Below are 26,638 nucleotides of genomic sequence, written 5' to 3' on the forward strand. Positions count from 1 at the left end.
CTTTTTATGTAGAAGGAATATTGCTTTAGCCACTCATTGCAGACAAAAGTCTCAATGATCAACACATAATAGTGTACTGCTTTAACGCTTAACAGTAAATAGGTAATTTTAGAAAATCCCCCTAGACCAGTGTCTAGAGGGATTTCATTATCTGCCTTTTAGCTGGCCTACAAAGCCACCAATCTGCTGCAACCCTTCTGGATGAGCAGCATCTTCTTGGAAATGGTGCAGCGCGCTTTCAATCGTGCGTACAATCGCACTCCCCACCACAACACCGTCGCAGAGCTTCTCGAACCGCTCAACCTGCTCCCGGTTGGAAATACCGAATCCGACAACGATCGGCACGTTTGCCGCTTCTCGCACTGTAGATAGAAAATCTTCAATCCCCCCGAAAAATTCAGCCCGTTCACCGGTTACACCAAGTGAGGAAACACAGTAAACGAATCCACGAGCTCCAGCTGCAATACGTTTCACACGTTCATTCGAAGTCGGCGCAACCAATGGAATCAAATGGACACCATAAGATTCTGCAATCGCTCTCGTCTCGCTATCCTCTTCCAACGGTAGATCTGGAATGATAATGCCACTGATTTCATTTTCCTGCATCGTTTTGAAAATGCGTTCCAACCCGATTTGCAGAACAGGGTTATAGTAAGTAAATAGAATGAATGGCAGCTTGGAACCTCTGCTCCGCGCCCGGCGAGCAACATCTATAACATCAAAAATCGTAATCTTACGAAGCAGCGCACGTTCAGATGAACGTTGGATGACAGGGCCATCGGCTAGGGGATCCGAATATGGAACACCCAACTCGATTAAATCAGCGCCAGCCCGCTCCATTTCAAGAATAAGCTCTAATGAAGCTTCAATCGTTGGATCACCAATGGTCAGGAAAGGGATCATAGCTGTTTCCCCACGCTCTTTAAGCTCAGCAAAACGCTTATCAATTAGGTTCATGGCTTATTCCTCCCCTGCGTCAAGATAGCTCATAATGGATTCTACATCTTTATCGCCACGTCCAGACAGGCTTACGACAATAATTTGATCCTTGGACATCGTTGGAGCTAATTTTACCGTATGAGCAATCGCATGAGCGCTCTCTAAAGCTGGAATAATACCTTCCGTACGGCTTAACAATTGAAGTGCATCAAGCGCTTCTTGGTCTGTAATTGGATAATACGTAGCGCGCTCAATATCTTTCAGGTAAGAATGCTCCGGTCCGATACCAGGGTAGTCCAACCCCGCCGAGATGGAATGAGCCGGCAGCACTTGCCCGTATTCATCCTGCAAAAGGTAGCTCAGCGAGCCCTGAAATACGCCAGGCGAGCCTTTGGTCATCGTGGCGGCGTGCTCTTCCGTATGGATACCGCGTCCAGCAGCTTCAACGCCGATGAGTTTAACCGTTTCATCCTGAACGAACGGATAAAAAATCCCCATGGCGTTACTTCCGCCGCCTACGCAAGCAACAACGGCATCCGGCAGCCTGCCTTCGGTTTCCAGAATTTGTTCGCGCGATTCGTCACCGATAATGCGCTGAAAATCACGGACCATCATCGGGTAAGGATGAGGACCTGTAACGGAACCCAGGATATAATAAGTATCCTGTACATTGCTGACCCAATAACGCAACGTTTCGTTGCACGCATCTTTCAATGTACGAGTGCCTGAAGTAACGGGAATGACTTCAGAGCCGAGCAATTTCATCCGAAAAACGTTCAATTGCTGTCGCTTCGTATCTTCTTCGCCCATGAAGACCTTGCATTCAAAGCCCATCAATGCGGCGACCGTTGCCGAGGCAACACCGTGCTGGCCTGCCCCCGTCTCAGCGATGATTTTCTTTTTCCCCATCTTTTTCGCGAGCACAGCTTGTCCGATGGTGTTATTAATTTTATGAGCGCCCGTATGATTCAGGTCTTCTCGTTTTAAATAAATTTTGGCTCCGCCCAGCTGCTCAGAGAGTCTCTCTGCGTAATAAAGGGGAGTTGGTCTGCCGGAATATTGCTTTTGCAAATAGCGAACTTCAGCAATAAATGCTGGATCGTCTTTATATTGGTTGTAAGCCTCTTCCAGCTCCGTCAAAGCATTCATCAATGTTTCTGGTACGTAACGGCCGCCGAATTTGCCGAATCTGCCGTGTTTATCAGGTACTTGCGTCACTTTCCGGTCACCCTTTCCACAAATGCGGTAATTTTCGCAATATCTTTCACACCATCTGTCTCTACACCGCTGGACACATCCACGCCGTCAGGACGATAGGCTTCCACTAGTTGATCCACATTGTCAGGCTGCAATCCGCCTGCTACTAGCAATTTGACACCTGCTGTACGAGCCCACTCCTGATAAACAGGAATACAGTCCCAGGCAAAAGTTTTCCCGGATCCTCCGCCATATACGGGGTCAAAAGTATCAAGCAATACGGCATCAACCGATCCGATGTACGGATCCAACTGAGCAGCTACCTCTGCGCTGGACGGAATTTTATTCTCTGATTTGGAAATGGACACGGACTTGAACACCTGGACATCCAACTGTTCACGTACCCATTTACAGAACTCAGGAGTTTCCTGACTATGCAATTGAACGATGTCAAGAGGAGCAATCGCCATGATTTCCGTAAGCTGCTCTTGGCTCGGATTCACGAACACACCTACGGTTAGTGGAACGGAAACACCTTGATCCGCTTCACTTCTCAAGTAGGAAACAAGCTCCGCAGCCTTATCTGGCTTGACTTGACGTTTGCTTGGAGCAAAAACCAATCCGATATGATCAATTGGCAAATGTATGACTGATTTTAACACTTCAACGCTTTGAAGTCCACAGATTTTAACCGTTGGCATCGTGTCTGTTGGCATCCTATTCGCCTCTTTCTAAACCGTCTGATTCGTTGTATTGACAATTGGCCCCATCAGATCGTGAACCGCTTGCTCGACAACAGGCTGGCGCATGAAATGTTCGCCGATCAACACGGCTTGCGAGCCGATTTGCTGCAGATAAGCCATGTCTTGGACGGATGAGATTCCACTCTCACTAACGATGGTTTTGCCGGCCGGAATGTATTGAATCAACTCTTCCGTTGTTTTCAAATCGGTAACGAACGACTTCAAATTCCGGTTATTGATCCCAATTAATTGGGTGTCCAGTTCGAGCGCACGCTCCAATTCTTCACGGTCATGCACTTCAACCAACGCATCCAAACCAAGATCACTTGCTAGCCTCAGATATTGCTTCATCTGGTCAGTCGTCAAGATTGCCGCAATCAGTAAGATCGCATCTGCCCCAATCAAGCGCGCTTCGTAGATTTGTTTCGGATCGATCGTGAAATCTTTCCGCAGCAAAGGCACATTCACCGCTTGGCGTACAGCCTTCAAGTAATCATTGCTTCCTTGGAAATAATCCACATCCGTAAGCACCGAGATGCAGTCAGCTCCCGCACGTTGATAGGAGCTGGCCAGCAATACCGGATCAAAATCCTCACGGATCAAACCCTTGGACGGAGACGCCTTTTTAACTTCAGCGATCAAACCCATCGCCCGATTTTTACGTGTCGTCAAAGCTTTTTCAAAACCTAAGCAAGACGGCATCTCAGAAATGGTCTTCTCCGCTTGCGCAATGGAAAAATTGCTCATGGCTTCAACTTCAGCTCGTTTGGTGGCAACAATTTTATCAAGAAACATGGCATAGTTCTCCTGTGAAATGAATTAAGTCGTTCAACTTTTGTTCCGCACGGCCCGAATCGATGACGTCAGCCGCAAATTTAACCCCTTGCTGTAAGCTTCCAACATGGCCAGTCACGTAGAAGCATGCGGCTGCATTCGCAAGCACGATATCGCGATGAGGCCCTCGCTCGCCGGCAAAAATATGACGGATGATTTCTGCATTCAGTATCGCATCTCCACCGCCTACATCCTTAATACTGTGAGCTCTTAAGCCAAGATCATCAGGTGTAATGGAATACGTGCTAATCCGATCTGCTTTCAGCTCCGTAACTTTAGTCGGCGCCGAAATGCTGAATTCATCCAATCCATCTTCGCTCGCTACAACCAAAGCCCGCTTCAGTCCTAAAGCTTGCAGCGCTTGTGCGACTAATTCCGTCTTCGTACGATCGAACACGCCCAGCACTTGACGATCCGCTCCCGCAGGATTCGTAAGCGGGCCCAGCAAGTTGAATACCGTACGGAAACCAAGCTCTCGGCGTGGTGCCGCGACATGCTTCATGGATTGATGATAAGCTTGCGCGAACATGAAACAAATGCCCGTTTTATCCAAGCATTTCGCCGCTTGCTCGCTGCTTAGTGTAATCTTCACGCCAAGAGCTTCCAGCACATCTGCGCTGCCGCTTTTGGACGACATCGCTCGATTGCCATGTTTGGCTACACGAATGCCCCCCGCTGCAGCAACAATCGCCGCTGTCGTTGAAATATTGAACGTCTCTGCTCCGTCGCCGCCTGTGCCGCATGTATCCAACAGATCATGCTGCCGCACATTCACCTGGATCGCTTTGTTCCGCATTGTTTCAGCAAAACCTGTAATCTCTTCCAGCGTTTCGCCTTTAATGCGAAGAGCTGTCAGCAAACTGCCGATCTGAGCAGGTGACGCCGCGCCTTCCATAATTTCCGACATGACGCCGCGCGCTTCCTCCCTGGAAAGATGGCTGCCGCTAATTACTTTACCAAGCGCTTGCTGTATCTGAATAAGTTCACTCATGACGTTATTCCTCCTCTACTTCTTCCCTTAAGAGTTAACAAAGTAATCTTTGTTAATATCGCTTACAGGCCTAGGTTCTGGACTAAACATGGCTTCTGCCATTCGAATCGATTTGAGCAAAGCTGTTGCTTTATTCACCGTTTCCTGGTATTCGCTCTCCGGTACGGAGTCCCACACAATTCCCGCGCCTGCTTGCACATAGGCTTTGCCGTGTTTGAAAACAATCGTACGAATCGTGATGCATGTGTCCAAGTTTCCTGAGAATCCTAGATAACCAATAGCCCCTGCATAAGTACCGCGTGCTTCTGGCTCCAGCTCAGCAATAATCTCCATAGCTCGCAGTTTCGGCGCTCCAGACACCGTCCCTGCTGGCATGCAGGAAAGAAAAGCATCGAAGAAATCTTTATCCTTCGCAATTTTTCCAGATACGTTGGAAACGATATGCATGACATGTGAGTAGCGCTCGATATCCATGAATGTATCGCACTTAACCGTGCCAAATTCCGATACGCGGCCAATGTCATTACGTCCCAAATCTACTAGCATCAAGTGTTCAGCGCGTTCTTTCTCATCCGCTAGCAGCTCTTTTTCCAAAGCTAAATCTTGTTCCGGCGTCTTACCGCGCGGTCTTGTTCCGGCAATTGGGCGAGTTTCCACTTTTTCCTCTTCAACCCTAACAAGCAGCTCGGGTGATGTGCCAACGACGACTTCATCATCCATTTTGAGCACATACATGTAGGGAGATGGATTCATCGTACGCAGGACCCGATATACCTGCAGCGGTGAGACCGTAGTTTCCATCTCAAAACGCTGTGACAGCACAACCTGGAAAATATCACCGGCACGAATATATTCCTTCGCTTTATTCACATTGGCAATGTACTTTTCCTTTGTGATATTCGAACGAATGTCGCCTAGATCCGGCTCCACTACAATCGGATTGTGCGTCATCGTTTCCGTGCCAAGCGGCCTTTTAATCTTCTCGATCGTCGCATCGATTTTCTCACAAGTCGCATGATAAGCTTGAGCGATCTCTGCATCCGTTGCAAAAGGCTTCACGTGTACGTTAGCAATCACTTTGATTTGCTGTTTAAAATGATCGAAAACGATAACTTGATCACAGAACATGAATTGAATGTCGTTCATTTGCAAATCATCAATTTGATGAGCCGGCAGCTTCTCATAGTATTGCAGAAGATCGTATCCAAAGAATCCGACAGCGCCGCCCGTGAACCTCGGCAGATCCGCAAGCTGAGGACTGGAGTAGGATCTTAGGTACGCCTTCAACACATCGATGGGTTTCTCATCCGTCACCTTGTTTTCGGTTTGTGTCTCAACGACCGTTTTCCCATGTTTCGCCTTAATCATCAGGAAAGGATCGCTTCCAATGAAGGAATATCGAGCCCATTTCACGCCGCCCTCTACGCTTTCCAACAGGAACGCACGCTTCTCTTGGTACAAGTGTTGAAAAACACGAATCGGGGTTTCTGTATCGGCTAATAGATGGCGTACCACAGGAATGAGGTTATAGTCTTTGGATAATCGAATCACTTCTTGAATTTCAGGTGTATACATGGTTACATCCCCTCTCAGCTTGTGAGCCTTCCGTCGTTCTCCGAGGTGCTCCAAACTCTAATTGAATAACAAAAAAGCCTCTACCGAAGTAGAGGCTGGCTTTTAGTTTTATGTAGTAGATTAAGAAGAATATGAAAAATAAACGTTGAATGTATGACAAAACAAACGTCTCCGAATGAGTCGTGTTCATCTTCATACAGTTCTCTGCTATCATTCTCATCTCAACTGGGCTCTGCTCTACTCAACTAAACTTGCTCTGCTCTACTTACCTAATCTCATCTAACTACACTATACTACCGTGCAGCTTCATTTGTCAATTTAACAATATCAGGGCGAAGCGCTTTGGCTTCTTTTAAATAAATATGGTTGATTTCCGATTGGCTCTTCGTTGTGTTCACTTGAACCATGAGACGGATACATTTTGGCAATGAATTTTCAACCGGAACTTCCAATGAACACATTAACGGCACGAGTTCCCAGCCAACCATCGTACGAATGGCCCGTGCAGGGAATGTTGCTGTAATGTCTTCCGTCACTGTAATAAAAACGGAACAAATATCCTCTGGGCGAAAATCATTCGCCTCTACGATGGCGCGAAGCAGCTCTCCCGTAGCAGTCAAAATTTCTTCCGCTTCATTGTGTTCAACTGTCGTTGCGCCACGAATTCCCCTACAAAACATCGGCTACACTCTCCCCTTTCAGAAGCTCGACAATTTGTCTAACTTGTTCTACTGTAACATCCTTACGAATTTCGACTTTACCAATTTCCATAGGAATAATGTAGACCATTGTTCCCTCTTTGAATTTCTTATCGTGCATCATCGCGCTCATAATGCTGTCCGTGTCCAAATGACGCGGAATGCTGACAGGCAGTCCGTATTTCAGGAACAGGCACTTGGTTACTTCATGGATTTCTTCAGAGTACCCAAATTCCTGGGCCAGCTTGGCAGCCCCAACCATACCGATTGAGATCGCTTCCCCATGCAGCAGCTCGCCATAACCAGCCACTGCTTCCAAAGCATGGCCAATCGTATGTCCTAAATTTAAGATGGCGCGCAAATCGTTCTCCCGTTCATCTTGAGAGACGACGATCGCTTTCACTTTGCAGCCTATATAAAGCGCATAACTAAGCGCTTCTGGATCAAGAGATAACAACCGCTCCGCATTGTCGTCACACCACTGCGTGAACGCAGCATCCCAGATCAAGCCATGCTTGATCACTTCGGAGAGGCCCGCCTTCACTTGGCGCGGCGGCAAAGTCAGAAGCAAGTCGATGTCGAAGAGAACGAGCTCGGGCTGATGGAACGCCCCGATGATGTTCTTCGCCATCGGGTGGTTTACGGCAACCTTGCCGCCGACAGAGCTGTCGTGGGCAAGGATTGTCGTCGGGATCTGCACGAAGCGGATCCCGCGCATGAAGCTCGCCGCTGCGAAGCCGGCGAGATCGCCAACCACGCCTCCTCCAAGGGCGACGATCGCAGAACTGCGATCAAGGCCCGCCTGGAGGGCTGTGGTCACAATTCCCTCGAGCTGTGCGAGGGATTTGGAGGTTTCGCCTGCGGGAACGACGCAGGACGTTGCGGCGAAGCCGCCTTCGCGGAGCAGCGCCATGACGCGCTCCAGGTGCAGCGGAGCCACCTCGCTGTCGGTGACAACGAGCAGCGGCGATTTGCGGCTGAGCTTCGCGCGGTCGAACAAAGCCGTGATATCGTTCAGGACGCCTTGACCAATGTAGATCGGATAAGAACGTTCGCCAAGCTCTACCGTAAGCTCTCTCATATTAGTAGTTCTCCACTTGTTTCAAGAAGTTGTTGAGATTCGCACGAATTTCCTCAATGGAGTCCCCGCCGAACTTATCCAAGAAGGCATTCGCCACTTCCCAGGCAATAACATTCTCCATAATGACGCCCGCAGCCGGGACTGCGCAAGTATCGGAACGCTCAACCTGCGCTGTGAATACTTCTTTCGTATCGATATCAACGCTTTGCAGCGGTTTGTAGAGAGTTGAGATCGGCTTCATCACACCGCGAACGATAATTTGCTCGCCAGTCGTCATCCCGCCTTCGAATCCGCCTGCACGATTCGTTCTGCGTCTAAAGCCGCTTTCTTCTGTATATAAAATTTCATCATGGACATTCGATCCTCTGCGCTCCGCAGCTTCAAATCCAATTCCGAATTCCACGCCTTTGAATGCTTGAATAGATAGAACCGCTTGCGCAATTTTCCCATCCAATTTGCGATCCCATTGTACGTGGCTGCCCAATCCAACCGGCACGCCTTCAATGATGACTTCAACGATACCGCCAAGTGTGTCGCCGTCCTCTTTGGCAGCGTCGATCGCCGCGATCATTTTGGCTTCCGCTTCTTTGTCAACGACACGTACCGGTGATTCTTCGGTAATTGCAATCAGTTCATCGATCGGAAGCTCTTGACGCTGTGCCTCTACATCCCCGATGCGGATGACTTGTCCAGCTACCTTGATTCCGAACTCTGCCAGCAATTGGCGTGCTACAGCCCCAGTCGCTACGCGCATGGTCGTTTCGCGGGCACTTGAGCGCTCCAAAATGTTGCGCAGATCTTTTTGATTGTATTTCAGACCGCCATTCAAATCGGCATGCCCTGGACGAGGACGGTTCACGCGGCGTTTGCCTTCGTTATCCTCTTCGACCGGCTCAATGCCCATAACGGTTGTCCAATGCTTCCAGTCATTGTTGACAACAACCAACGCTATTGGAGCACCTGTTGTTTTGCCATGGCGCACACCGCCGGCAATCGTAGCCGTATCTTTCTCGATTTGCATCCGACGACCACGGCCATACCCTTTCTGACGTCTATGTAATTGAAAATTCAAATCCTCAAAGTTAAGAGTTACATTACTTGGAAACCCTTCAATAATCGCAGTGAGCTGCGGTCCATGTGTTTCTCCAGCCGTTAAATATCTCACAATCCGTTACCCCCTATAATTTGGTGAAGCATTTGCTTATAAGTGCTGCCAAGATGAAGTTACTGCCGTTTCAACTTGAAATTGTTTCCAAACGCTTTAGCGCTTTGACGCGCGATTATCTTTTAGTCATTATAGTATAGGTACTCTGGTTTGGCAACAGCACAAACGCAAAAACACGCTTTGCATATAAGGGGTATTCCCTTAGGCGCAAGCGTGTTAACATCGGCTCAGGAGCAATGGTTACCCGTGCATGGGCTGCTTTTGGACAACTCTTGGAAGTTCTGCCATTTGTGGGTCATTCATCAAACCCATGATTTGCGACGAATCTACTCCCAAAATTTGTGCACATTCCTGAATGGAGATCATTCCCCTGCGATAAGCGGTTATCACTTTGCGTTTGTCCATAAGAGCCCCCTAAGAGTTGCATCATTTTTATGTATTGTACTCATTAACGTTCACTGAGTTTTGCTACATCTTAGTATTGGAAGATATGGAAGATCTTATACACCCTTTTTCCGATAAAAGAAAGTATCAGCCGGTTCTAAGTCATATTGCCCTGGCGAAAAAATTTGCTCAGTCGACCCAACGAATAGTAATCCTCCTGGCTTTAATGCTTTTGCAAATTTCTGATATAACACATGCTTCGCTTCTTCAGTAAAATAAATAATCACATTTCGGCATACAATCAAATCGAACCCGGTATCAAACGTATCGACAAGCAGATTCTGCTTTTGAAATTTTACCGTTTTTTTCAATTCATCTGAAACATGATACATAAGCTGATCCTGCCGAAAATATTTCTTCACATATTTCTCGGGAACATCTCGCAAGGAGCGATCGAGGTAGGCCGCTTTACGCGCCTTATCCAGAGCGCCCTCATCGATATCCGTCGCTAGCAAATGGACATCGTTCAAGGCCCCTTGCTCCGCCAGAATCATGGCTAACGTATAAGGCTCCTCACCTGTAGAACAAGCAGCGCTCCAAACCTTCAGTCTTCGATTCTTTTTGAGCATTTCGGGAATGAATCTTGATTCCACCAGCTCCCAGCGATTCGGGTTCCGCCAAAACTCGGAAACGTTGATCGTCATCCGATCCAGAAATTCATAAAAGAGTTCTTTATTTTTCATCATGGCATCAAAAAAGGAAACAAACGTTTGATAACCACGTTTCATTCGAAGTGTTGTCAGACGTCTTTTCATTTGTGCCTCTTTATAAAGAGCAAGATCTATGGACGTATGTTCTTTTACTTTTTTTATAAATAACAAAAAATCCTGATCTTCTTCCATGCTGCCCACCTACCTTGGTCTTTGTCTAAATAACATACATTCTTTCATTCGTTGCCAAATTCCTTCAAAGCACGACAAAAAAAGAACCTGCATCTGGAAAGATGTCAGGTTCTTCAGGTTTCGAATGGCTAAATCCACTGTTGAATGACTTTGGTATAGTCGTGGAGCTCGTCCGTTTTAAAGAAATTACCGATCTCGCGTTCAGCGCTTTCCGGTGAATCCGAGCCATGAATGAGATTGAAGTTCGTATGTACCGCATAATCGCCACGAATCGTGCCAGGTGCCGCTTCCAATGAATTCGTTTTGCCGATTAACGTGCGGGATAAAGGAATAACTTGATCTCCCTGCCAGACCATTGCGAAGACAGGACCGGAGGTAATGAAATTAACGAGTCTTTCGTAGAAATCTTTGCCTTCATGTTCAGCATAATGAAATGCGGCTTGTTCTCTCGAGACCATCGTCAATTTGCTGCCAATTAATTGAAAGCCTTTCTGTTCAAAGCGCTTTACAATTTCACCGATCAGGCCGCGTTGTACGCCATCCGGTTTTACCATCAAGAATGTTTTTTCCATGTAACGATATCCTCCTTAGCGTTTTCTTTAGAAAACTTGCTTCATAAGCAACTACTGAGTTTTCGTTAGAAAACTGACTTCCATCGTAGGCCTGTACGCCCAAAAGGGTTAAATCTTATGTATTCCCTCTTAGTTTACACTTTCTGGCAGCTTTTCTCAAATCACTTTAGTACGAGCGATTGCCGATGAAATGTGCAACTTCGATTAAATCTCTTTTGGCTTGCCCGTTCGGCAGCTTATCCAAAGAAGCAATTGCCTTGTCAATGTATTTCTGCGACAGCGTATCTGCCATAGCAATACCTTCACTGTGACGGATGATATCCAAAAAAGTGCTAACATCAGTTTGTCCATCTAATTTATGTATACGGTCTAATTCAGCCAAAATAAGCGGTTTAAGGGCGGGGTCCTGCATAGCAAACAAGACAGGAATCGTAATGTTACCTTGCTTCACATCGGAACCTGGCGGTTTCCCGATCTGCTTCTCGGTCCCGATAAGATCCAGAATATCGTCTCTGATTTGGAAAGCCATCCCCACGTTGTAGCCAAAACCATAAAGTTTATTGCTAATCCAATCCGGCGCATCTGCAGCCATTGCACCCAATTGGCAGGAAATAGCGATAAGCAGCGCTGTTTTGCGCCTGATCCTCAATAAGTAATCACGAATTGTTTGCTCGGAGTGAAAAAAGAAGCGAATTTGTTCCATCTCACCGATGGACATCTCTACAATCGCTTTAGACATGATCTGATGTACTGCTGGCTTGTGAATTTGAGTGATGACGCCTAATGCCTTTGCGAATATGTAATCCCCTGTATACATCGCAATCCGATTATCCCATTTGGATCGGACTGTTAATTGCCCGCGTCTTGTGTTCGCATCATCAATAACATCATCGTGAACGAGCGATGCCATATGAATGAGCTCCAACGGCACGGCCACGCGCTTCATCGTTTCCAACTGATAGTTGCCGAACTCGCCCGAAAGCAGTACAAAAACAGGACGAATTCGTTTGCCGCCAGCTTTCAATAGATGATTTGACGTTTCTCTCAACATAGCGTGATCGGAGTATACGCTTTCCTCCAGCGTTTTTTCAATAGCCGCTATATCTTTTTTCTTTCTTGAATAAATATCGATTAAATTTTTCATTCTGTCACCCGTGCCACTTTATTCTCTGACCATAAAGCGATGCTTACCGGCTTCGGCAGGAACCCAAGCTCATAACAATACTTGTAATAGGAGGCAAGACCTTCCCATTGTTCCTGACCAAAATCATAACATAACGTATGAAAGTAATGATGCCAATAGGAAGCCGTACCGCCAACGGAAGCTTGCGCCTCCTCAATCATTTCTTCCGGATTACTATGTGCTTTCGCTTTACTTGCCATGAATGCATTAAACACATTTGCCACAAGCTCCGGATACTGGTCTGCCGTCTCCCTGCGTATCGCCCATACGGCAAACGAAATCCATTGTCCTGTCCATTTCGCCCATTCTTGCCCAAGATCCGTAATCATATACGTTTTATTGCGCCAACTCTCTTTAATTGCATCATCTCCGATGAGCAGTGCACCGTCCCCATGCGCCATCATCTGCTCGACATCGGGTGTTGCATATTCATAGCTGGGTTTCCCCTCGTAAAATTTCTCAAGGATGATCTTGAGCAAATTTACCGATGTAGCTGAAGTTGTGGGCAGCAAAATATGCCCGTTCGCAATCTCGCGGAGCGGCTTCTCATGAAACAACAAGATGGAATTTACTTCTCCATATGCACTTACGGAAAGATCCGGATATAACAAATAATTCTCAAAGGACTCTCCATAAGCAAATGAGGAGATTGGCCCCATATCAATGTCACCGGCAGCCATCGCTTTATTCAACGAAGTCGGAACTTGCTCAATAATATCGACCTCGGACGTGTTCATCAGTTCAGGAAAATAATAATAGATCGGCCAAACGTTGGTATAATTGATACGGCCAATTCGAATTTTCGGGTCAGAGCTATTCATCGTTATCACCCCATCTTCGGTACAAGGAATGCTCAATGTCCATACTGTCCAGCACCTTGCCTACCAAGAAATCGACCATCTCCTCAATAGAGTTTGGACGATGATAAAAGGCTGGCATAGCCGGAATCATACGTACGCCCATTCTAGACAAGGTCAGCATGTTTTCCAAATGTATGGCATGCAATGGCGTTTCCCTTGGAACCAGAATTAATTTTCTTCCTTCTTTCAGCATCACATCGGCTGTCCGCTCCAGCAAATTATCGGATGAGCCATGCGCGATGCCAGATAACGTGCCCATCGAGCAAGGGATGACAACCATCCCCTTTGTCCGAAAGGATCCGCTGGCAACGGTTGCTCCAATATCAGCAATCGGATGGTGCTCGAATGAGCCTGCACGGCCGCCAAAATGCTCTTGCAGCATTTCTTTGCGTTTACTTGCCTGCCAGCCCATCTCATCATGCAGCACTCGCCAACCGGCCTCTGTGACAATCAAATGCACATCCAAGCCTTGATCCAGCATGACCTGGCACAACCGAACGCCATAAACAGCTCCGCTTGCCCCAGTAATCCCTACCACCCAATTGCCGCCGCTCATAGGTACTCTCTCACAAGCACATCAAGCAGTGTAAATGCAAACATCACAAGACTAAGCACACCGTTCATTGTAAAAAAGGCTGTATTCAATTTAGATAAATCCTGTGGCGAAACAAGTCTGTGTTCTTTGTACAAAATAAAATAAGCGATTACGAGTCCTACTAGATAAAACCAGCTCAAATGAGTAATAAAGAATAAGGTAACCAGACCAACCGCTGTCAGTACATGCAGGATACGCGCTGTGTTCAATGCTGCCTTGATGCCAAAACGGCTAGGCAAAGAATGAAGACCTTCATTACGGTCAAATTCTGCATCCTGACACGCATAGATGAGATCAAATCCAGCGCTCCAGCAAACGACCGTCAAATAAAATACGATGGATGCCCATGTGAATTGGCCTGTTACGGCAATCCAGCCGCCAAGCGGTGCCAAGCCTAAAGTCAAACCGAGCACAAAGTGGCAGGTCCAGGTAAATCTTTTGGTATATGAGTAAAAGACAAGAAAAAACACTGCGATAGGCAGCAGTTTCATGGATAACGAACTTAGATTGGAAGTTGCCCAGAAGAGCAAAACAAAAGAAATAATAATATAAATAATGACTTGCGGAATGGAGATTAACCCGGCGGGTATTGCGCGATTCTCGGTGCGCGGGTTTTTCTTATCAATCGCTTTATCAATTACACGGTTTAAGGCCATCGCAGCGGTTCTAGCTCCCACCATGGCTAGTGTGATCCAGCCAATTTGAGCCCAACTCGGCAAATGTCCATTTAATACTACGGAACCCAGAATCGCTCCCATGAATGCAAAAGGCAGTGCAAAGACACTGTGTTCGAATTTAATCATTTCCAGAAAGATTTTTAGTTTAGTAAACATATGCGCATTACTCTCCTGATTTCGTATTCCCCTTGGTGCCAATATGCAAGGCCGCAACCCCGCCTGTTAACGGGTAAGCCTGTACACTCTTTAATCCTAGGTTTGTAAATATAGCCGCTAATTGCTTGTGGTCGGGAAAATGAATTAATGATTCCGGCAGCCATTTGTACTGTTCGTATTTCTGGGCAATCATCTTACCTAAGAAAGGCAGGACGCGTTGGAAATAAAAATAATAGATGGACTTAAACGGTTGCCATGTCGGTTTGGATAATTCCAGAGACACAACTAGTCCTCCTGGCTTAACGACACGCTGCATTTCACGAATGACTTGCTCCAAATCAGGTACATTACGGAGTGCAAATCCGATCGTTGCATAGTCAAACGTGTTATCGTCAAAGGGAAGACTCATCGCATTGCCTTGAATTAACTTAATCTGCTTGTCCAAGTGAAGCTGCTTAATTTTTTCTGCACCATAATCCAGCATATTTTGGCTGAAATCAAGCCCCACCATTTTGCCGGTGCCGCTTGCTTTGGCTAATGAGATGGTCCAATCGCAAGTGCCGCAGCATAAATCAATCGCTGTCTCGCCGGGCTGAACATTCATCTTCTTCATCGTAAATTTACGCCATGCTTTGTGCCTGTTGAAGCTTAAAATATTGTTCATTAAATCATACTTTGGCGCAATGCTCTCGAAGACCGAGTGAACGAACTCTTCTTTCGTTTTCGAGTTTTTAACGGGTGTTTTTGATTTTGTCATATTCATCTGTCAATTCACCTCAAATTTCTTCCAGCACTTTGGGCTGCTTGGCTAAAAAACGCAGGAACGGCTCGCCTATGTGAAACAGTTCACTTATTAGTTTGTCCGATTCAAGCTGCTTCACTTTAGCTTGCAGCAGCTTCGTCTGAGAATCCAGCATTTGATACAGTTGCGAAGGGATATGATATTTGTGCACCAGTGTACGGACTTTCGCTTGATCCGACTCCTCGGTTTGGAGCTGCTTCCGCTCATCCTTAGTACCGTGCTGCAAAATGTGCCAGAATCCCCAACTGCCCTTGAAATCCGAAGCAGACTCCAGTCGGAATATTTCTTCGAAGAGCACTTCACATTTCGTATAACTTCTCAAAATCTCCGGCCAAGCTTGGTCATACACCTCAGACATGAACTCCGAGAATGACAAAAAAAGCTGAGATTTAATCTCCACCGTTTGGTGAATGTAATCTTCTGCCGATAATTTCAGTTGCTTCATTTTCATGTACGTATTCATCTTTAACCTGTTGACATCACAAATGGCATTCGACAATTGCTTAATCATGTCAATTTGGCCGGCACCGGCAAGGAGATGATAGAAGCGAGAACTGAAATAATCTCCAGCAAGCACTTTAAGCTGTCTGGATCTTGCCGCTTTTTTCTCTTTAATGTCATTTGAAGCCGTAACCAATTCATGGGTGTCGAGCGCAAGCTGCACAAGCGATGTCGCTAACGTGTACAACTCACTGGAGGTGCTCAATTTACTATTTCCGTTCAAGAATGCAAACAACAGACGGGTGCGCAGCTCCGGGAAATCGGGCAAGTCTGTGTGAATTTGGATCATATCATACTCCGTGTACTGCTTAGCGATCTCTGGGATCCGATAAGAATTCATGCAAAAGCCTCCGTAACCGTGTGCCAAATCTCATTAGGGTTGGTCAAGTTTCAATTCAAATCATTATATCATAACACGTAAAGAGACGCACAATTAATTATAAAGGATATCTTTGCTGCCATTTCGAGGTATACGTAATCCGAAACCGATTCTGCAGCTCCTGTTCAAGTTGAATAAGGCTGAGCTCATTTGCGCCCTTCTCCATATCCTTCCCAGATTCACGCTCGGCAACCATAGCAAGAACAAGCTGTGTTGATGCGCTATCCGAGGCATTGGAATAATCGATCACCCGAACCCAGACTTGGTTCACATTTTTTGTTTTCATCAGCATAGTCTGAGCGATTGTGTATAAATCCCGGTAGACGGCTGCCGAGTCTGCATTTTTAGGCAAACTCAAATCAAGCGACATGCGGGCGTTGGTCAACTCGACTTTGCGAATCCGCATTTGCAGAGGCACTTGAACAAGTAGATCCGGTAAATTATTATCCGTCACTTGCCCGATTCGATTGGTTGGCCAGCGGTAAGGTGAGCTTAATCCCATTGAACTATCCATTTTGGGCAGTAAAGATAAACAAACGACAATGACAATAGATACCGCTAATGTCATCACGATACGCATCGACCATCTCATATCATATTGCACCTCCTGGCTATTCAGCAAGAGCAAATCGGAATATAACCATTGCTTCTGTTACAAGCTCTATACACCATTGTACAAAGAAAAAAAGCAGGCTATGCCTGCTTTATCAATAATAAATTATTCTTCGGTATCAACAGTGCCGTATTTCGTAATGATAAGCGCTTTACCTCTGACCTTAACTGCGGAGGTGTGCTCTGTAAACTGGGCAATCATAACCTCGCCCTTGTCCAATTTCTCCGTATGATGAAAGCGTGTGTCCTGACCGCGTGTTAGTCCAATAACATGAACGCCATTATCTTTGGCTTTGATAACGAAATATTCATTGCCGTTCGTATTCGATTGGTTCATTTTGTTCGTATCGTCCATTCTCATCCTCCGTTCTTGCCTTCACTTCATATATCCTTACCTAATGATGCCAAAAAAAGCATCCCGAAGTCAACTAACCTACATTGAAACTTCATTTGAAGTCGTTTGCAGGCCATTGCCGTAATATTTTTTGAATCTGGCTGGCAGCACGCGCGTAGAACCCAATCGAATAAGGAAATCCGATAGTTTGACCGTCCCATAAGCGAATAGCATGCCGGCAAATACATCGATTAACCAATGGATTTGCAGATACAGCGTTGAGAAGATGATCGCAGCACAGTAAGTCACCATCATCGTTTTGAAAATGCGATCTTTCTCTCGTAAGGCCAGAAGAAGCATAGCAAAGGAGATCGAAGTGTGCATACTCGGAAAACAGTTCATCACGGCTACAAGCAATGAGTTCTGATCCGCAAATACACGATTTAATAAATCCGGCTGCTTATTCACATACCACACTTCGTGCAGCAAAATAAGGTTGTAGAATGGCAAAATTAACGGAAACTGCAGCATATGACCGGATAATGCGTAGGATAGCATTTTCTTGATACTGCGTGTCCAAAAGCTTCTCACAATGCAGATCCATAGGGATAATACGAAGCCATAATTATAAATCCAAACCATGGCTTTATCCAGGGAAGGAGTAGCAATCAATCTCGCCCATCCGCCCGTGTTCAGAGGAATCGCATTCATATATTCATCCCAGTGCCAGGGATGGCGGTTATTTTCAAACATCCAGTTAGCGATTTTCCACCAAAATCCGTTGCCAGACCCGTAGAAATAATAAAATACGCCGAGCAGCGGTATACCGAAAAGAAAAAACCGCTTCCAATCCACATCAATTTGATCTTTGCGAACACCTAGCAAGCAGATCAACAACAAGATCCAACATTCTTTACTCCAGTTGCCTACCACGCCAATTCGCCAAACCAAGTAAATCGATGCAATAATACCGAACATTGTCCAATCTTGGGACTTTACTAGCTCGTTCAGTTTCACCTTATTCAAGACTGTTCCCCCTAAATCATCTAAGAAGTGCTTATTAATCGGAACAAGCCTCTGCAAGAGAAAAAGACATCGGACTTTCGATGTCTTTTTCATAATCGGAGTAACACGATTCGAACGTGCGACCTCACCCACCCCAAGGGTGCGCGCTACCAGGCTGCGCCATACCCCGTCTGTATCCCCAAGCTACTTATTCACTTTGTAATTATAGTGGGAGATTTTCGAATTGTAAAGGCATTTTCTGCCTATAAATGAATAAAACCGTGACAGCAAAATGCGGCCACGGCTTTGTTGTTATATAACGTTCAATAGTATGTAATACGCAATTATTGAATGCCATCTTTAAGTGCTTTACCAGGTTTGAAAGCTGGAATTTTGCTTGCTGGGATTTCGATTTCATCACCAGTCTGTGGATTACGTCCTTTACGAGCGGAACGTTCACGAACTTCAAAGTTACCAAACCCAACTAATTGTACTTTATCCCCGCCTTGCAGCGCTTCGGAAATTGCTTCAAAAACAGCATCAACTGCTTTCGTTGCATCTTTCTTGGAAAGCTCAGAGGTTTCAGCAACCTTGTTAATCAATTCAGATTTATTCATGCCATTCACCTCCCCCCAAGATTTCTTACTTCCGTTACTTCCTGTTTTCACCGTTTCGTCAGAAAATATACATGAATCCATGAAAAAACGTTGATTTTCTTAGTAAAAATGAACATCGAAAGCAGACGAATAAACTCATAGTAATATACTACGACATCAATTACAAGTATCGTTTTCCATTTTATGTGGGTATTTTTGCTATAAAACGACAAAAAACACTCTCGCGAGTGTTTTTTTGTCTACTTTCTTACAAAATTATGGCAATTAAACCGCCAGATCCCTCGTTGATAATACGGCCAAGTGTTTCTTGCAGTTTGTAGCGCGCATTGTCCGGCATTTGCGCAAGTTTACCTTGAATGCCTTCACGCACAATGGAATGCAAGGATCTTCCGAAAATATCGGATTCCCAAATTTTGAGCGGATTATCTTCAAAATCCTGCATCAAATAGCGGACAAGTTCTTCACTTTGCTTCTCGGTTCCAATAATTGGAGAGAATTCAGACTCGACATCCACCCGAATCATATGAATCGACGGAGCTGTTGCCCGTAAACGGACACCAAATCTAGAGCCTTGACGGATCAATTCCGGCTCATCCAGCGCCATCTCTGCGAGCGTTGGAGGTGCGATACCGTAACCGGTTGTTTTGACCATTTCCAGCGCCTCAGCGAATTGATCATACTCTCGTTTGGCGTGCGTGAAGTCCTGCATCAACTGCAGAAGGTGATCTTTGCCGCGAATTTCAACGCCGACCACTTCCACCAAGATGCGATCATAGAGTTCATCCGGCGCAAAGAGATCAATCTCGGCCACACCCTGACCCATATTAAGCCCAGCAAGTGCCGCTTTGTCAATAAACTCGTATTCAGCAAACTGGCTGACGACACGATCCACGTCGCGCAAGCGTCTAATATCTTGAACCGTATCACGTACGGAGTTTTCGAATTGAGTACGCAGCCAATGATTCTCGTCTAGAACCATGACCCAGCTTGGCAAATTCACATTCACTTCATGAACAGGGAACTCGTAGAGCACTTCACGCAGGACAGAAACCATTTCTTCTTCGCCTGCGCTTGCCACGCTCATTGTCACTACCGGCACATCATAGCGGCTTTGCAGCTCGCTGCGCAGCTCAAGAGCTGGTTCGCTGTTTGGCTTCTGAGAGTTGATAATGACGATGAAAGGTTTGCCCACTTCCTTCAGCTCATTAATCACTCTTTCTTCCGCCAGCACATAGGATGACCGTGGGATATCCGAGATCGTACCATCGGTAGTCACCACAACGCCTAGTGTTGAATGCTCCTGAATCACTTTGCGAGTTCCGATTTCAGCCGCTTCCTGGAATGGAATCGGTTCATCGAACCACGGCGTATTGATCATGCGCGGACCGTTTTCGTCTTCATAGCCTTTGGCGCCATCAACCGCATAACCTACACAATCAACAAGGCGCACATTCACATTCAGCCCTTCGGCCACAGAAATTTGGACCGCCGTATTCGGCACGAACTTTGGCTCCGTTGTCATAATCGTGCGGCCAGCAGCGCTCTGCGGGAGTTCATCGGTAGCCCGGATCCTATCCGCTTCGCTTTGAATGTTCGGAAGCACTACAGATTCCACAAAACGCTTAATAAAGGTTGATTTGCCTGTACGGACTGCTCCAACAACCCCCAGGTAAATGTCCCCTCCCGTTCGTTCTGCAATGTCCTTAAAGATATCCACTTTCTCCAAGAGAATCCCTCCTACAGTTTGGTCGTCAACTGACTTTGAGACGTTAACAATTGACTACTCGTACATTCATTTGGACTAGTAAGAAATATATGTACTTTCGATAGAAATATGATAGATGTTGTATATCTTTTTTTACCGCTCATATTTTATGAAGCACATATAGGGCTTTCCTCACCACATTGAAAAAATATATGATTGCATCGACGGCGATATTCTGAAAAATGAAAAAAACCTCTTACAGAATACTGTAAGAGGAATCGATATTTATGGCGCCACTTGGGGAAGTGGCTGATTATTCTGCCAATGATAAGGAAAACTGCGAATCGGCACGAAGTAAGATTTGTTCACGAGAATCTCTCGTAAATCCTGATCCTGTTTCAGGGAACTGGCTAAACCCTGGTCTTGAATGAACTTCATGATATCCATTGCATAATCGATAGCAACATCGCCCGTTTGCTTATTCACCAAATAGGTTACGAGGTTCTGGCGGTTATAAACCGACTTGATTTCAGGTGGCTTCATCCCCAGATTATTGAAATCCACATACTCGAACGCTTCATTGATAGCAATTCCAACAGGCAATTTTCCATCATGGCTTGCTTTATAATCATTTATTTTCTTTTGGACATCTTCCACGCTTTGATAAGCCGATAAATCCATCAGCTTCACCGTCGGTTTCGTTTCCGCGTCAACGAGCACGTAGATGAAAATACCACCGCTTTCAAAAGCGTTCGCCGGTACGGTACTTAAATAGTTTGACTTTTTCAACTTTGCAAAATCAATGACATATTTCTCATAAAGCGGCGTAGTCATATCACTATTTTTTATAGGCAGAACGCCGGTTTTCTCATGGAAAAGATCAACGGCTTGCTGAACAACAGTAATAAACTCAGCAGGGTTAATTTGATTCTCCTTACGCAGTTCTTTCGGATATGCGCAACCGCTTAACAGCAGAACCATACTAAGAATAATGCCTATCCATCTGCCATATCCAACGCCTCGAGCTATTTTCACGCATCCATCATCCTATCTTTGTTCTCTAAAATAAATCATCTTCTTCGGCTTGTCTGGCAAGCTGAGCACGTATAGCAGCCTTCAGAGGGTCCTCCGGAATCGTCACCTGTACAGGGCCAACCACACGAGCCTGGCAGGCGAGGCGGTAGCCTTCCTCCGCTTGTGAGCCAAGCTTCAGCCGTTCATTCACATTCATGGGGGCAAGCCCCTTGCTGCTGGCGTCATTCACCTTCACTTTGCACATCAGACAAGCGGCTTTGGCTCCGCATCGTGTGCGTATATGGACCTTGGCCTTCCGTCCGGCATCCAATAAAGTCGTGCCTGCCCGAACACTTATTTTCTTGTCGTCTGGCCAGAAATGCACTTCAAATCCACTCATCAGGTCCACCTACTTATCTGTCAACTTCCTACTCTCAGTGTGAATCTAGTAATTCCTCAAGCTTGTGCTCCAACGCTAGTCCCCAACTATTTCTTTGCAATAAAGCATGTAATGCCGGTATGTGCAGCTCTGGAGCAGCCTTCATCGTTTTATAGATAGCTTCGTAACGATCAGGCCGCTTTCTCAATAAATTAAATAGTAGTTCATGAGCTAACGGCATTACCTTCACTTCCAAGCTGCCGATCATAGCTGTATGGCTATGGTCCTCCCATAGGTACGAAGCCTCCACTTGATAGGAGGAATCCAGTGCTTGAACCTTGAAATCCCCTACTACTTCAACCGCATCTCCATGAATTTGATAATGGCTGAGGATCGAAGCATATATGTTTGTTTGACTATACACAGGTGTATCGACGGAATAATCCTGAAGAGAAGCATGAATAGCGGATACATCTTTCTTATCCACATAAATATCCAGATCTCTCGGACTTCTTCCAATATCTACGTTTTGCATAAGCAGTCCGCAGCTGCCACCGATGAGCCATCGTACGCTAGGTGCTTGCAATAATTGTGTATGAATGGTCGTAATCGTTGGTACTAACGGTTCCAGCAGGACCAAGATGCCCACACCTTTCAGGCAGATATTTTAAAAATAGGGCTTGTGTGTAACGGAAATGACACCTGTTTGCTTAATCGTGCATTGGCAAGCAAGTCGATAGCCCTGTTCGATTTCTTCGGGCTCCAGGCGATTCTCTTCCGCATCGGAAGGTAGGGAAAGCAGCTCACGTCCAGCAGCTACGTAACAGCGGCATCTGGCACATGTGCCTCGTGTACATGAGAAGCCCCATTCCACGTCGTTTTTGAGCGCATGATCCAAGATACTTAGCCCAATTTCCGGCTCCACCGTTTTTTGCGCTTTGCGCGTTTTTAATTCCAGCATGTATGTATCGCCTCCAAGTTAGAACAATGATAGCAGCATATAGAGTAAAATGGGAATGAATAAAATAAAGGCAACAGTCGATAGAACGACACGAACCCATCCTTGGGTACGCGTTCTTGCGTACGAAATCAATAATGATGCGACAACCATGAGTCCAATGGCTACAAAAGACGCCCACATTTTGTCCAAACTTGACATATTTTTAACCCCTTATGTATAATCTTTCAAATTATCAACAGTAAGTATAGCATAGGATGAGAAAAAAAGCATAAAGGGCAGCAAGCTCCCCTTCATGCTTTTTATTTTTTGCCCATCATCATATTCATAAGCTGCTGCATGTTGTTGCTGTCGAGCTTAGAGCTTTTCACAGCCTGAATGATATCGTTGATCGTTTCTTCGGATACTTTAACATTGACAAGGCCAGAGACTTGTTTGATCAGCTGACGCAGCTGAGTCTCGCTTTGAAGTGTTGAAGGTTTCACACCGCTAGCAATTCTCTCGATATCTTTAGGCGAAACGGATTTCCCTGTTTTCTTCTTCACCACGTTCAATACGTCTTTAGACATATCTTTATTTGCCAAATGTGCCGCCTCCTTATACCTGATAAGAACTAAATACTTATACGGTATAGTATGAGTGCGGGAAGCATGTGGTGTAGGCTACTTCAATACATTTGTAATGGCATCCGTAGCCACTTCTTCGATCTCATGCGTTCTGACACGGCCCATAAGATCCTGCGCGGCTAACTGCGGCGACTTTCCATCGAAAAGCACCTTGTACAGCTCATCAGTGATCGGCATTGTCACATCATATCTGCGAGACAACTCATAAGCAGCTTTCGTTGTCTTCACGCCTTCCACGACCATTCCCATCTCTTGCAGAACCGCATCCAGAGGCATGCCTTTAGCCAATTTATTTCCAGCACGCCAATTCCGGCTGTGTTGACTCGTACAAGTCACAATCAAATCACCGATTCCAGCTAATCCGGCAAAAGTCAAAGGGTTAGCCCCCATCGTTGTACCTAAGCGAGCGATCTCGGCCAGTCCTCTGGTCATCAGCGCAGCTTTGGCATTATCGCCAAAGCCCAAGCCATCTGTCAGCCCTGCACCCAGGGCGATGATGTTTTTGAGTGCTCCGCCGACTTCAACGCCTGCAACATCGGGATTCGTATAAACGCGGAAATACGAGTTAATCAATAAATCCTGCGCGGCTTCAGCAGCTTCCAGATCTTGGGCCGCGACAACGACGGTGGTCGGGCATTTCCGTATGACCTCTTCTGCGTGACTGGGACCGGAAAGCACCACAAGCCGATTCGGATTGATGTCAGGCAGTTCATCCGCCAATACCTCGGTCATCCGCTTGAGGGATCCCGTTTCAAAGCCTTTGGTCGCATGAATCAGCAAAGCATCCTTTTTCAAAAAGGGACGCAAGTTGGATGCCACCTCACGCATTCCGGACGAAGGAACGACCATAATAATCGCATCTGCTCCTTCTACCGCCTCCTGCAGCGAATTCGTCGCTACGATTAGCGGTGATAACTCCACATCTTGGAGAAAACGGCTATTCCTGTGTTGTTCGTTGATCTCTTGCACTTGCTCCTCATTACGAGACCATAACAGCACTTGATGTCCGTTATCCGCCAGTACCGTAGCAAGAGCCGTTCCCCAGCTGCCTGCTACTAGAACCGATACTTTGTTTGACATGGTTACCCCTCCTAAACGTTATGCATTGGAATTACCGGGTGATGTAAGATCAGACTATGCTCTTTTCTGGCCCAGTTTATTCTCTTTGCCCTGAACGAGCTTCACAATATTGGTACGATGGCGCATAAAGGCAAACGCGCATAGCAGTATACTAATCCACAAAACCGGTAACGGTCGATCCATTCCCCAAATAAGAAAAGGTAAGAGTGCAGTTAGAATCAAGGAGCCTAACGAGACGAAACGGGTTATAGCAATAATGACGATAGCCGTTAAACCTGCAATTAACGTAGGAATGAAGCAAAGCGTGGCCATAACGCCGATTGTCGTGGCAATCCCTTTGCCGCCGCGGAACCCGTAATACACCGGCCAGTTATGCCCAATGATGGCAGCAAGTCCGCACAATACGCGTACCCACATATCGTCCGGTCCGGGAGCTGCCCAAATGCCAAGGCAAACGGCAGCAACCCCCTTCAAACCGTCCAAGAGCAATACCATGATCGCCGGACCCTTGCCCAATACGCGAAGTGTGTTGGTTGCGCCTGCATTGCCGCTTCCATGCTTGCGGATATCGATGCCTTTAAACCATTTTCCAAATAAATAACTAAAACTGATAGCCCCTAATAAATAACCTGCTACGATTGTTATTATGGAAATTAAAAGCAAGCTGCAACATCTCCTTATTCTTTGTCCGAAGTCTTTCTACGGCTTAGGATACGAATCGGCGTTCCTTCAAAACCAAAGGCTGCACGAATTTTGTTGTCCAAATACCGTTCATATGAAAAGTGCATGAGCTCAGGCTCATTCACGAATAACACAAAGACAGGAGGCTTAACGGCAACTTGAGTCACATAGTTAATCCGCAGTCGCTTGCCTTTATCCGTTGGAGGCGGATTATAGGCTACGGCATCGGAGACCACATCATTCAACAAATGCGTTTGAACACGCAGGGCATGATTTTCCGCCACTTGAACAACAACCGGCAACAGCTTATGTAAGCGTTGTGTTGTTTTGGCTGATACAAAGACAATCGGAGCATAACTCAAGAACAAGAAATGATCGCGAATGGTTTGTGTAAAATGCTGCATGGTTTTATCGTCTTTCTCAACGATATCCCATTTATTTACGACGATGACAATCGCTTTTCCTGCTTCATGCGCATATCCAGCGATGTGCTTGTCCTGATCAATGATGCCTTCCTGGCCATCAATAACAACGAGCACAACATCTGCGCGTTCGATTGCTTTCATTGCGCGCATGACGCTATATTTCTCCGTGTTCTCGTAAACCTTGCCTCTTTTGCGCATACCAGCGGTATCAATAATAACAAATTTCTGGTCATCCCGCTCAAATGGCGTATCGATGGCATCGCGTGTCGTGCCGGCAACATCACTGACAATAACACGTTCTTCGCCGAGAATGGCATTCGTCATGGACGACTTGCCGACGTTCGGACGGCCGATCAGCGCAAATTTAATGACTTCTTCCCCATATTCGTCATCCTTTTTGTCAGGGAAAAGCCCACAGACAACTTCGAGCAGGTCGCCGATCCCAATCCCGTGCGAACCCGAGATCCCAACCGGATCGCCGAATCCCAGAGCGTAGAATTCATAGATATCATCTTGGCGCGCCAGGTTATCCACTTTGTTCACGGCAAGGACAACCGGTTTCTTGGAACGGAACAGCAGCTGAGCTACTTCTTCATCCGATGGGGTTACACCCGCTTTAGCATCTACCATGAACACAATAACATCCGCTTCTTCAATCGCAAGCTCAGCCTGCACACGAACAGATTTGAGGATTGCATCCTCGCCATCAATTTCAATACCGCCTGTATCAATCACGCTGAATGACGTATTCAGCCATTCGCCCACACCATAGAGTCGATCACGTGTTACACCCGGTTTATCTTCTACAATCGCAAGGCGATCGCCTACGATCCGATTGAAAATGGTGGATTTTCCGACATTCGGTCGGCCGACAATTGCAAGTACTGGTCTAGCCAATTCTCATTCACTCCTCCTGATTCCATGATCAGCCATGGAAAAATACGCAACTTACATCATAACAAAAAAGA

Annotated in this window: 32 protein-coding genes and 1 tRNA gene; all 33 read right to left on the reverse strand. The window is 46.1% G+C overall.

Going from position 1 to position 26,638, the window contains the following annotated elements; genetic code table 11:
- Positions 1-147 precede the first annotated feature (147 nt).
- On the reverse strand, positions 148-957 hold the full coding sequence (gene trpA / locus AC3WTJ_RS08615) for a tryptophan synthase subunit alpha (RefSeq protein ID WP_492521460.1): 810 nt from the start codon (positions 955-957) through the stop codon (positions 148-150).
- 3 nt (positions 958-960) lie between these two features.
- The gene (trpB, locus tag AC3WTJ_RS08620) at positions 961-2,157 is read right to left on the reverse strand and encodes a tryptophan synthase subunit beta (RefSeq protein WP_492521461.1); all 1,197 of its coding nucleotides are present in this window, start codon (positions 2,155-2,157) and stop codon (positions 961-963) included.
- Complete coding sequence (locus tag AC3WTJ_RS08625) at positions 2,154-2,852, reverse strand: phosphoribosylanthranilate isomerase (RefSeq protein ID WP_492521462.1); 699 nt, start codon at positions 2,850-2,852, stop codon at positions 2,154-2,156. The genes trpB and AC3WTJ_RS08625 overlap by 4 nt, the downstream gene beginning before the upstream one ends.
- A gap of 15 nt (positions 2,853-2,867) precedes the next feature.
- The gene (trpC, locus tag AC3WTJ_RS08630) at positions 2,868-3,674 is read right to left on the reverse strand and encodes an indole-3-glycerol phosphate synthase TrpC (RefSeq protein ID WP_492521463.1); all 807 of its coding nucleotides are present in this window, start codon (positions 3,672-3,674) and stop codon (positions 2,868-2,870) included.
- The gene (trpD, locus tag AC3WTJ_RS08635) at positions 3,664-4,704 is read right to left on the reverse strand and encodes an anthranilate phosphoribosyltransferase (protein ID WP_157320001.1); all 1,041 of its coding nucleotides are present in this window, start codon (positions 4,702-4,704) and stop codon (positions 3,664-3,666) included. The genes trpC and trpD overlap by 11 nt, the downstream gene beginning before the upstream one ends.
- Before the next feature lie 27 nt (positions 4,705-4,731).
- Positions 4,732-6,279, reverse strand: coding sequence for an anthranilate synthase component I (gene trpE, locus AC3WTJ_RS08640; RefSeq protein ID WP_492521464.1), 1,548 nt, complete (start codon positions 6,277-6,279; stop codon positions 4,732-4,734).
- 293 nt (positions 6,280-6,572) lie between these two features.
- Complete coding sequence (gene aroH / locus AC3WTJ_RS08645) at positions 6,573-6,959, reverse strand: chorismate mutase (protein WP_157319999.1); 387 nt, start codon at positions 6,957-6,959, stop codon at positions 6,573-6,575.
- Positions 6,949-8,058 carry a 3-dehydroquinate synthase gene (aroB, locus tag AC3WTJ_RS08650; RefSeq protein WP_492521465.1) on the reverse strand — a complete coding sequence of 370 codons (1,110 nt, stop codon included), beginning with the start codon at positions 8,056-8,058 and terminating at the stop codon, positions 6,949-6,951. The genes aroH and aroB overlap by 11 nt, the downstream gene beginning before the upstream one ends.
- Before the next feature lies 1 nt (position 8,059).
- Positions 8,060-9,223, reverse strand: a complete 1,164-nt coding sequence (gene aroC, locus AC3WTJ_RS08655; protein ID WP_127451384.1) for a chorismate synthase — start codon at positions 9,221-9,223, stop codon at positions 8,060-8,062.
- 240 nt (positions 9,224-9,463) lie between these two features.
- Positions 9,464-9,628 carry a hypothetical protein gene (locus tag AC3WTJ_RS08660; protein WP_167053794.1) on the reverse strand — a complete coding sequence of 55 codons (165 nt, stop codon included), beginning with the start codon at positions 9,626-9,628 and terminating at the stop codon, positions 9,464-9,466.
- A gap of 95 nt (positions 9,629-9,723) precedes the next feature.
- A complete protein-coding gene (locus tag AC3WTJ_RS08665; RefSeq protein ID WP_492521466.1) occupies positions 9,724-10,509 on the reverse strand; it encodes a CheR family methyltransferase in 786 nt (261 codons plus the stop codon).
- Between the two features lie 128 nt (positions 10,510-10,637).
- Positions 10,638-11,081: a nucleoside-diphosphate kinase gene (ndk, locus tag AC3WTJ_RS08670; RefSeq protein WP_492521467.1), complete on the reverse strand. Its 444-nt coding sequence runs from the start codon at positions 11,079-11,081 to the stop codon at positions 10,638-10,640.
- Between the two features lie 166 nt (positions 11,082-11,247).
- A complete protein-coding gene (locus tag AC3WTJ_RS08675) occupies positions 11,248-12,225 on the reverse strand; it encodes a polyprenyl synthetase family protein (RefSeq protein WP_127451378.1) in 978 nt (325 codons plus the stop codon).
- The gene (locus AC3WTJ_RS08680) at positions 12,222-13,085 is read right to left on the reverse strand and encodes a menaquinone biosynthetic enzyme MqnA/MqnD family protein (protein WP_492521468.1); all 864 of its coding nucleotides are present in this window, start codon (positions 13,083-13,085) and stop codon (positions 12,222-12,224) included. Before AC3WTJ_RS08680 ends, AC3WTJ_RS08675 begins: the two co-directional genes overlap by 4 nt.
- The gene (locus AC3WTJ_RS08685) at positions 13,078-13,680 is read right to left on the reverse strand and encodes a UbiX family flavin prenyltransferase (RefSeq protein WP_492521469.1); all 603 of its coding nucleotides are present in this window, start codon (positions 13,678-13,680) and stop codon (positions 13,078-13,080) included. The genes AC3WTJ_RS08680 and AC3WTJ_RS08685 overlap by 8 nt, the downstream gene beginning before the upstream one ends.
- Positions 13,677-14,552 carry a UbiA-like polyprenyltransferase gene (locus tag AC3WTJ_RS08690; RefSeq protein ID WP_492521470.1) on the reverse strand — a complete coding sequence of 292 codons (876 nt, stop codon included), beginning with the start codon at positions 14,550-14,552 and terminating at the stop codon, positions 13,677-13,679. The genes AC3WTJ_RS08685 and AC3WTJ_RS08690 overlap by 4 nt, the downstream gene beginning before the upstream one ends.
- A 7-nt stretch (positions 14,553-14,559) precedes the next feature.
- On the reverse strand, positions 14,560-15,309 hold the full coding sequence (locus AC3WTJ_RS08695) for a demethylmenaquinone methyltransferase (RefSeq protein ID WP_157320062.1): 750 nt from the start codon (positions 15,307-15,309) through the stop codon (positions 14,560-14,562).
- Between the two features lie 19 nt (positions 15,310-15,328).
- The gene (locus AC3WTJ_RS08700) at positions 15,329-16,195 is read right to left on the reverse strand and encodes a heptaprenyl diphosphate synthase component 1 (RefSeq protein ID WP_127451372.1); all 867 of its coding nucleotides are present in this window, start codon (positions 16,193-16,195) and stop codon (positions 15,329-15,331) included.
- A 97-nt stretch (positions 16,196-16,292) separates the two neighbouring features.
- Positions 16,293-16,826, reverse strand: a complete 534-nt coding sequence (locus AC3WTJ_RS08705; protein WP_492521471.1) for a hypothetical protein — start codon at positions 16,824-16,826, stop codon at positions 16,293-16,295.
- A gap of 126 nt (positions 16,827-16,952) precedes the next feature.
- Positions 16,953-17,201: a trp RNA-binding attenuation protein MtrB gene (gene mtrB, locus AC3WTJ_RS08710; protein WP_492521472.1), complete on the reverse strand. Its 249-nt coding sequence runs from the start codon at positions 17,199-17,201 to the stop codon at positions 16,953-16,955.
- A 78-nt stretch (positions 17,202-17,279) separates the two neighbouring features.
- A complete protein-coding gene (locus AC3WTJ_RS08715; protein WP_492521666.1) occupies positions 17,280-18,197 on the reverse strand; it encodes a phosphatase PAP2 family protein in 918 nt (305 codons plus the stop codon).
- Between the two features lie 104 nt (positions 18,198-18,301).
- A tRNA-Pro gene (locus AC3WTJ_RS08720) sits at positions 18,302-18,375 on the reverse strand.
- A 154-nt stretch (positions 18,376-18,529) separates the two neighbouring features.
- Positions 18,530-18,802 carry an HU family DNA-binding protein gene (locus tag AC3WTJ_RS08725; RefSeq protein ID WP_145655310.1) on the reverse strand — a complete coding sequence of 91 codons (273 nt, stop codon included), beginning with the start codon at positions 18,800-18,802 and terminating at the stop codon, positions 18,530-18,532.
- 247 nt (positions 18,803-19,049) lie between these two features.
- Positions 19,050-20,528 (reverse strand): stage IV sporulation protein A, encoded by a 1,479-nt coding sequence (spoIVA, locus tag AC3WTJ_RS08730; protein WP_090821662.1) that lies wholly within the window; start codon positions 20,526-20,528, stop codon positions 19,050-19,052.
- Positions 20,529-20,792: 264 nt separating this feature from the next.
- Complete coding sequence (locus AC3WTJ_RS08735) at positions 20,793-21,542, reverse strand: YphF family lipoprotein (protein ID WP_492521473.1); 750 nt, start codon at positions 21,540-21,542, stop codon at positions 20,793-20,795.
- A 25-nt stretch (positions 21,543-21,567) separates the two neighbouring features.
- On the reverse strand, positions 21,568-21,921 hold the full coding sequence (locus AC3WTJ_RS08740; RefSeq protein WP_492521474.1) for a 2Fe-2S iron-sulfur cluster-binding protein: 354 nt from the start codon (positions 21,919-21,921) through the stop codon (positions 21,568-21,570).
- A gap of 34 nt (positions 21,922-21,955) precedes the next feature.
- Positions 21,956-22,540: a nucleotidyltransferase domain-containing protein gene (locus AC3WTJ_RS08745; protein ID WP_492521475.1), complete on the reverse strand. Its 585-nt coding sequence runs from the start codon at positions 22,538-22,540 to the stop codon at positions 21,956-21,958.
- Positions 22,541-22,567: 27 nt separating this feature from the next.
- Complete coding sequence (locus AC3WTJ_RS08750; RefSeq protein ID WP_492521476.1) at positions 22,568-22,861, reverse strand: 2Fe-2S iron-sulfur cluster-binding protein; 294 nt, start codon at positions 22,859-22,861, stop codon at positions 22,568-22,570.
- An 18-nt stretch (positions 22,862-22,879) separates the two neighbouring features.
- Complete coding sequence (locus AC3WTJ_RS08755; protein WP_127451234.1) at positions 22,880-23,059, reverse strand: DUF2768 family protein; 180 nt, start codon at positions 23,057-23,059, stop codon at positions 22,880-22,882.
- A gap of 101 nt (positions 23,060-23,160) precedes the next feature.
- Complete coding sequence (locus tag AC3WTJ_RS08760; protein ID WP_127451790.1) at positions 23,161-23,427, reverse strand: stage VI sporulation protein F; 267 nt, start codon at positions 23,425-23,427, stop codon at positions 23,161-23,163.
- Between the two features lie 93 nt (positions 23,428-23,520).
- A complete protein-coding gene (locus AC3WTJ_RS08765) occupies positions 23,521-24,564 on the reverse strand; it encodes an NAD(P)H-dependent glycerol-3-phosphate dehydrogenase (RefSeq protein WP_492521477.1) in 1,044 nt (347 codons plus the stop codon).
- 54 nt (positions 24,565-24,618) lie between these two features.
- Positions 24,619-25,227 carry a glycerol-3-phosphate 1-O-acyltransferase PlsY gene (gene plsY, locus AC3WTJ_RS08770; RefSeq protein WP_157319986.1) on the reverse strand — a complete coding sequence of 203 codons (609 nt, stop codon included), beginning with the start codon at positions 25,225-25,227 and terminating at the stop codon, positions 24,619-24,621.
- A gap of 14 nt (positions 25,228-25,241) precedes the next feature.
- Entirely contained in the window at positions 25,242-26,567 is a 1,326-nt protein-coding gene (der, locus tag AC3WTJ_RS08775; protein ID WP_157319985.1) for a ribosome biogenesis GTPase Der, read from the reverse strand.
- Positions 26,568-26,638: the final 71 nt, after the last annotated feature.

Source organism: Paenibacillus sp. FW101-FHT12H11 (assembly GCF_058790355.1).

Excerpts from the sequence above, each read along its gene's own strand:
- trpA (WP_492521460.1), bottom strand. The coding sequence starts at position 957 with ATGAACCTAATTGATAAGCGTTTTGCTGAGCTTAAAGAGCGTGGGGAA.
- AC3WTJ_RS08625 (WP_492521462.1), bottom strand. The coding sequence starts at position 2,852 with ATGCCAACAGACACGATGCCAACGGTTAAAATCTGTGGACTTCAAAGC.
- trpC (WP_492521463.1), bottom strand. The coding sequence starts at position 3,674 with ATGTTTCTTGATAAAATTGTTGCCACCAAACGAGCTGAAGTTGAAGCC.
- trpD (WP_157320001.1), bottom strand. The coding sequence starts at position 4,704 with ATGAGTGAACTTATTCAGATACAGCAAGCGCTTGGTAAAGTAATTAGC.
- trpE (WP_492521464.1), bottom strand. The coding sequence starts at position 6,279 with ATGTATACACCTGAAATTCAAGAAGTGATTCGATTATCCAAAGACTAT.
- aroH (WP_157319999.1), bottom strand. The coding sequence starts at position 6,959 with ATGTTTTGTAGGGGAATTCGTGGCGCAACGACAGTTGAACACAATGAA.
- aroB (WP_492521465.1), bottom strand. The coding sequence starts at position 8,058 with ATGAGAGAGCTTACGGTAGAGCTTGGCGAACGTTCTTATCCGATCTAC.
- AC3WTJ_RS08660 (WP_167053794.1), bottom strand. The coding sequence starts at position 9,628 with ATGGACAAACGCAAAGTGATAACCGCTTATCGCAGGGGAATGATCTCC.
- AC3WTJ_RS08665 (WP_492521466.1), bottom strand. The coding sequence starts at position 10,509 with ATGGAAGAAGATCAGGATTTTTTGTTATTTATAAAAAAAGTAAAAGAA.
- ndk (WP_492521467.1), bottom strand. The coding sequence starts at position 11,081 with ATGGAAAAAACATTCTTGATGGTAAAACCGGATGGCGTACAACGCGGC.
- AC3WTJ_RS08675 (WP_127451378.1), bottom strand. The coding sequence starts at position 12,225 with ATGAAAAATTTAATCGATATTTATTCAAGAAAGAAAAAAGATATAGCG.
- AC3WTJ_RS08680 (WP_492521468.1), bottom strand. The coding sequence starts at position 13,085 with ATGAATAGCTCTGACCCGAAAATTCGAATTGGCCGTATCAATTATACC.
- AC3WTJ_RS08685 (WP_492521469.1), bottom strand. The coding sequence starts at position 13,680 with ATGAGCGGCGGCAATTGGGTGGTAGGGATTACTGGGGCAAGCGGAGCT.
- AC3WTJ_RS08690 (WP_492521470.1), bottom strand. The coding sequence starts at position 14,552 with ATGTTTACTAAACTAAAAATCTTTCTGGAAATGATTAAATTCGAACAC.
- AC3WTJ_RS08695 (WP_157320062.1), bottom strand. The coding sequence starts at position 15,309 with ATGACAAAATCAAAAACACCCGTTAAAAACTCGAAAACGAAAGAAGAG.
- AC3WTJ_RS08700 (WP_127451372.1), bottom strand. The coding sequence starts at position 16,195 with ATGAATTCTTATCGGATCCCAGAGATCGCTAAGCAGTACACGGAGTAT.
- AC3WTJ_RS08705 (WP_492521471.1), bottom strand. The coding sequence starts at position 16,826 with ATGAGATGGTCGATGCGTATCGTGATGACATTAGCGGTATCTATTGTC.
- mtrB (WP_492521472.1), bottom strand. The coding sequence starts at position 17,201 with ATGGACGATACGAACAAAATGAACCAATCGAATACGAACGGCAATGAA.
- AC3WTJ_RS08725 (WP_145655310.1), bottom strand. The coding sequence starts at position 18,802 with ATGAATAAATCTGAATTGATTAACAAGGTTGCTGAAACCTCTGAGCTT.
- AC3WTJ_RS08740 (WP_492521474.1), bottom strand. The coding sequence starts at position 21,921 with ATGAGTGGATTTGAAGTGCATTTCTGGCCAGACGACAAGAAAATAAGT.
- AC3WTJ_RS08750 (WP_492521476.1), bottom strand. The coding sequence starts at position 22,861 with ATGCTGGAATTAAAAACGCGCAAAGCGCAAAAAACGGTGGAGCCGGAA.
- AC3WTJ_RS08755 (WP_127451234.1), bottom strand. The coding sequence starts at position 23,059 with ATGTCAAGTTTGGACAAAATGTGGGCGTCTTTTGTAGCCATTGGACTC.
- AC3WTJ_RS08760 (WP_127451790.1), bottom strand. The coding sequence starts at position 23,427 with ATGTCTAAAGACGTATTGAACGTGGTGAAGAAGAAAACAGGGAAATCC.
- AC3WTJ_RS08765 (WP_492521477.1), bottom strand. The coding sequence starts at position 24,564 with ATGTCAAACAAAGTATCGGTTCTAGTAGCAGGCAGCTGGGGAACGGCT.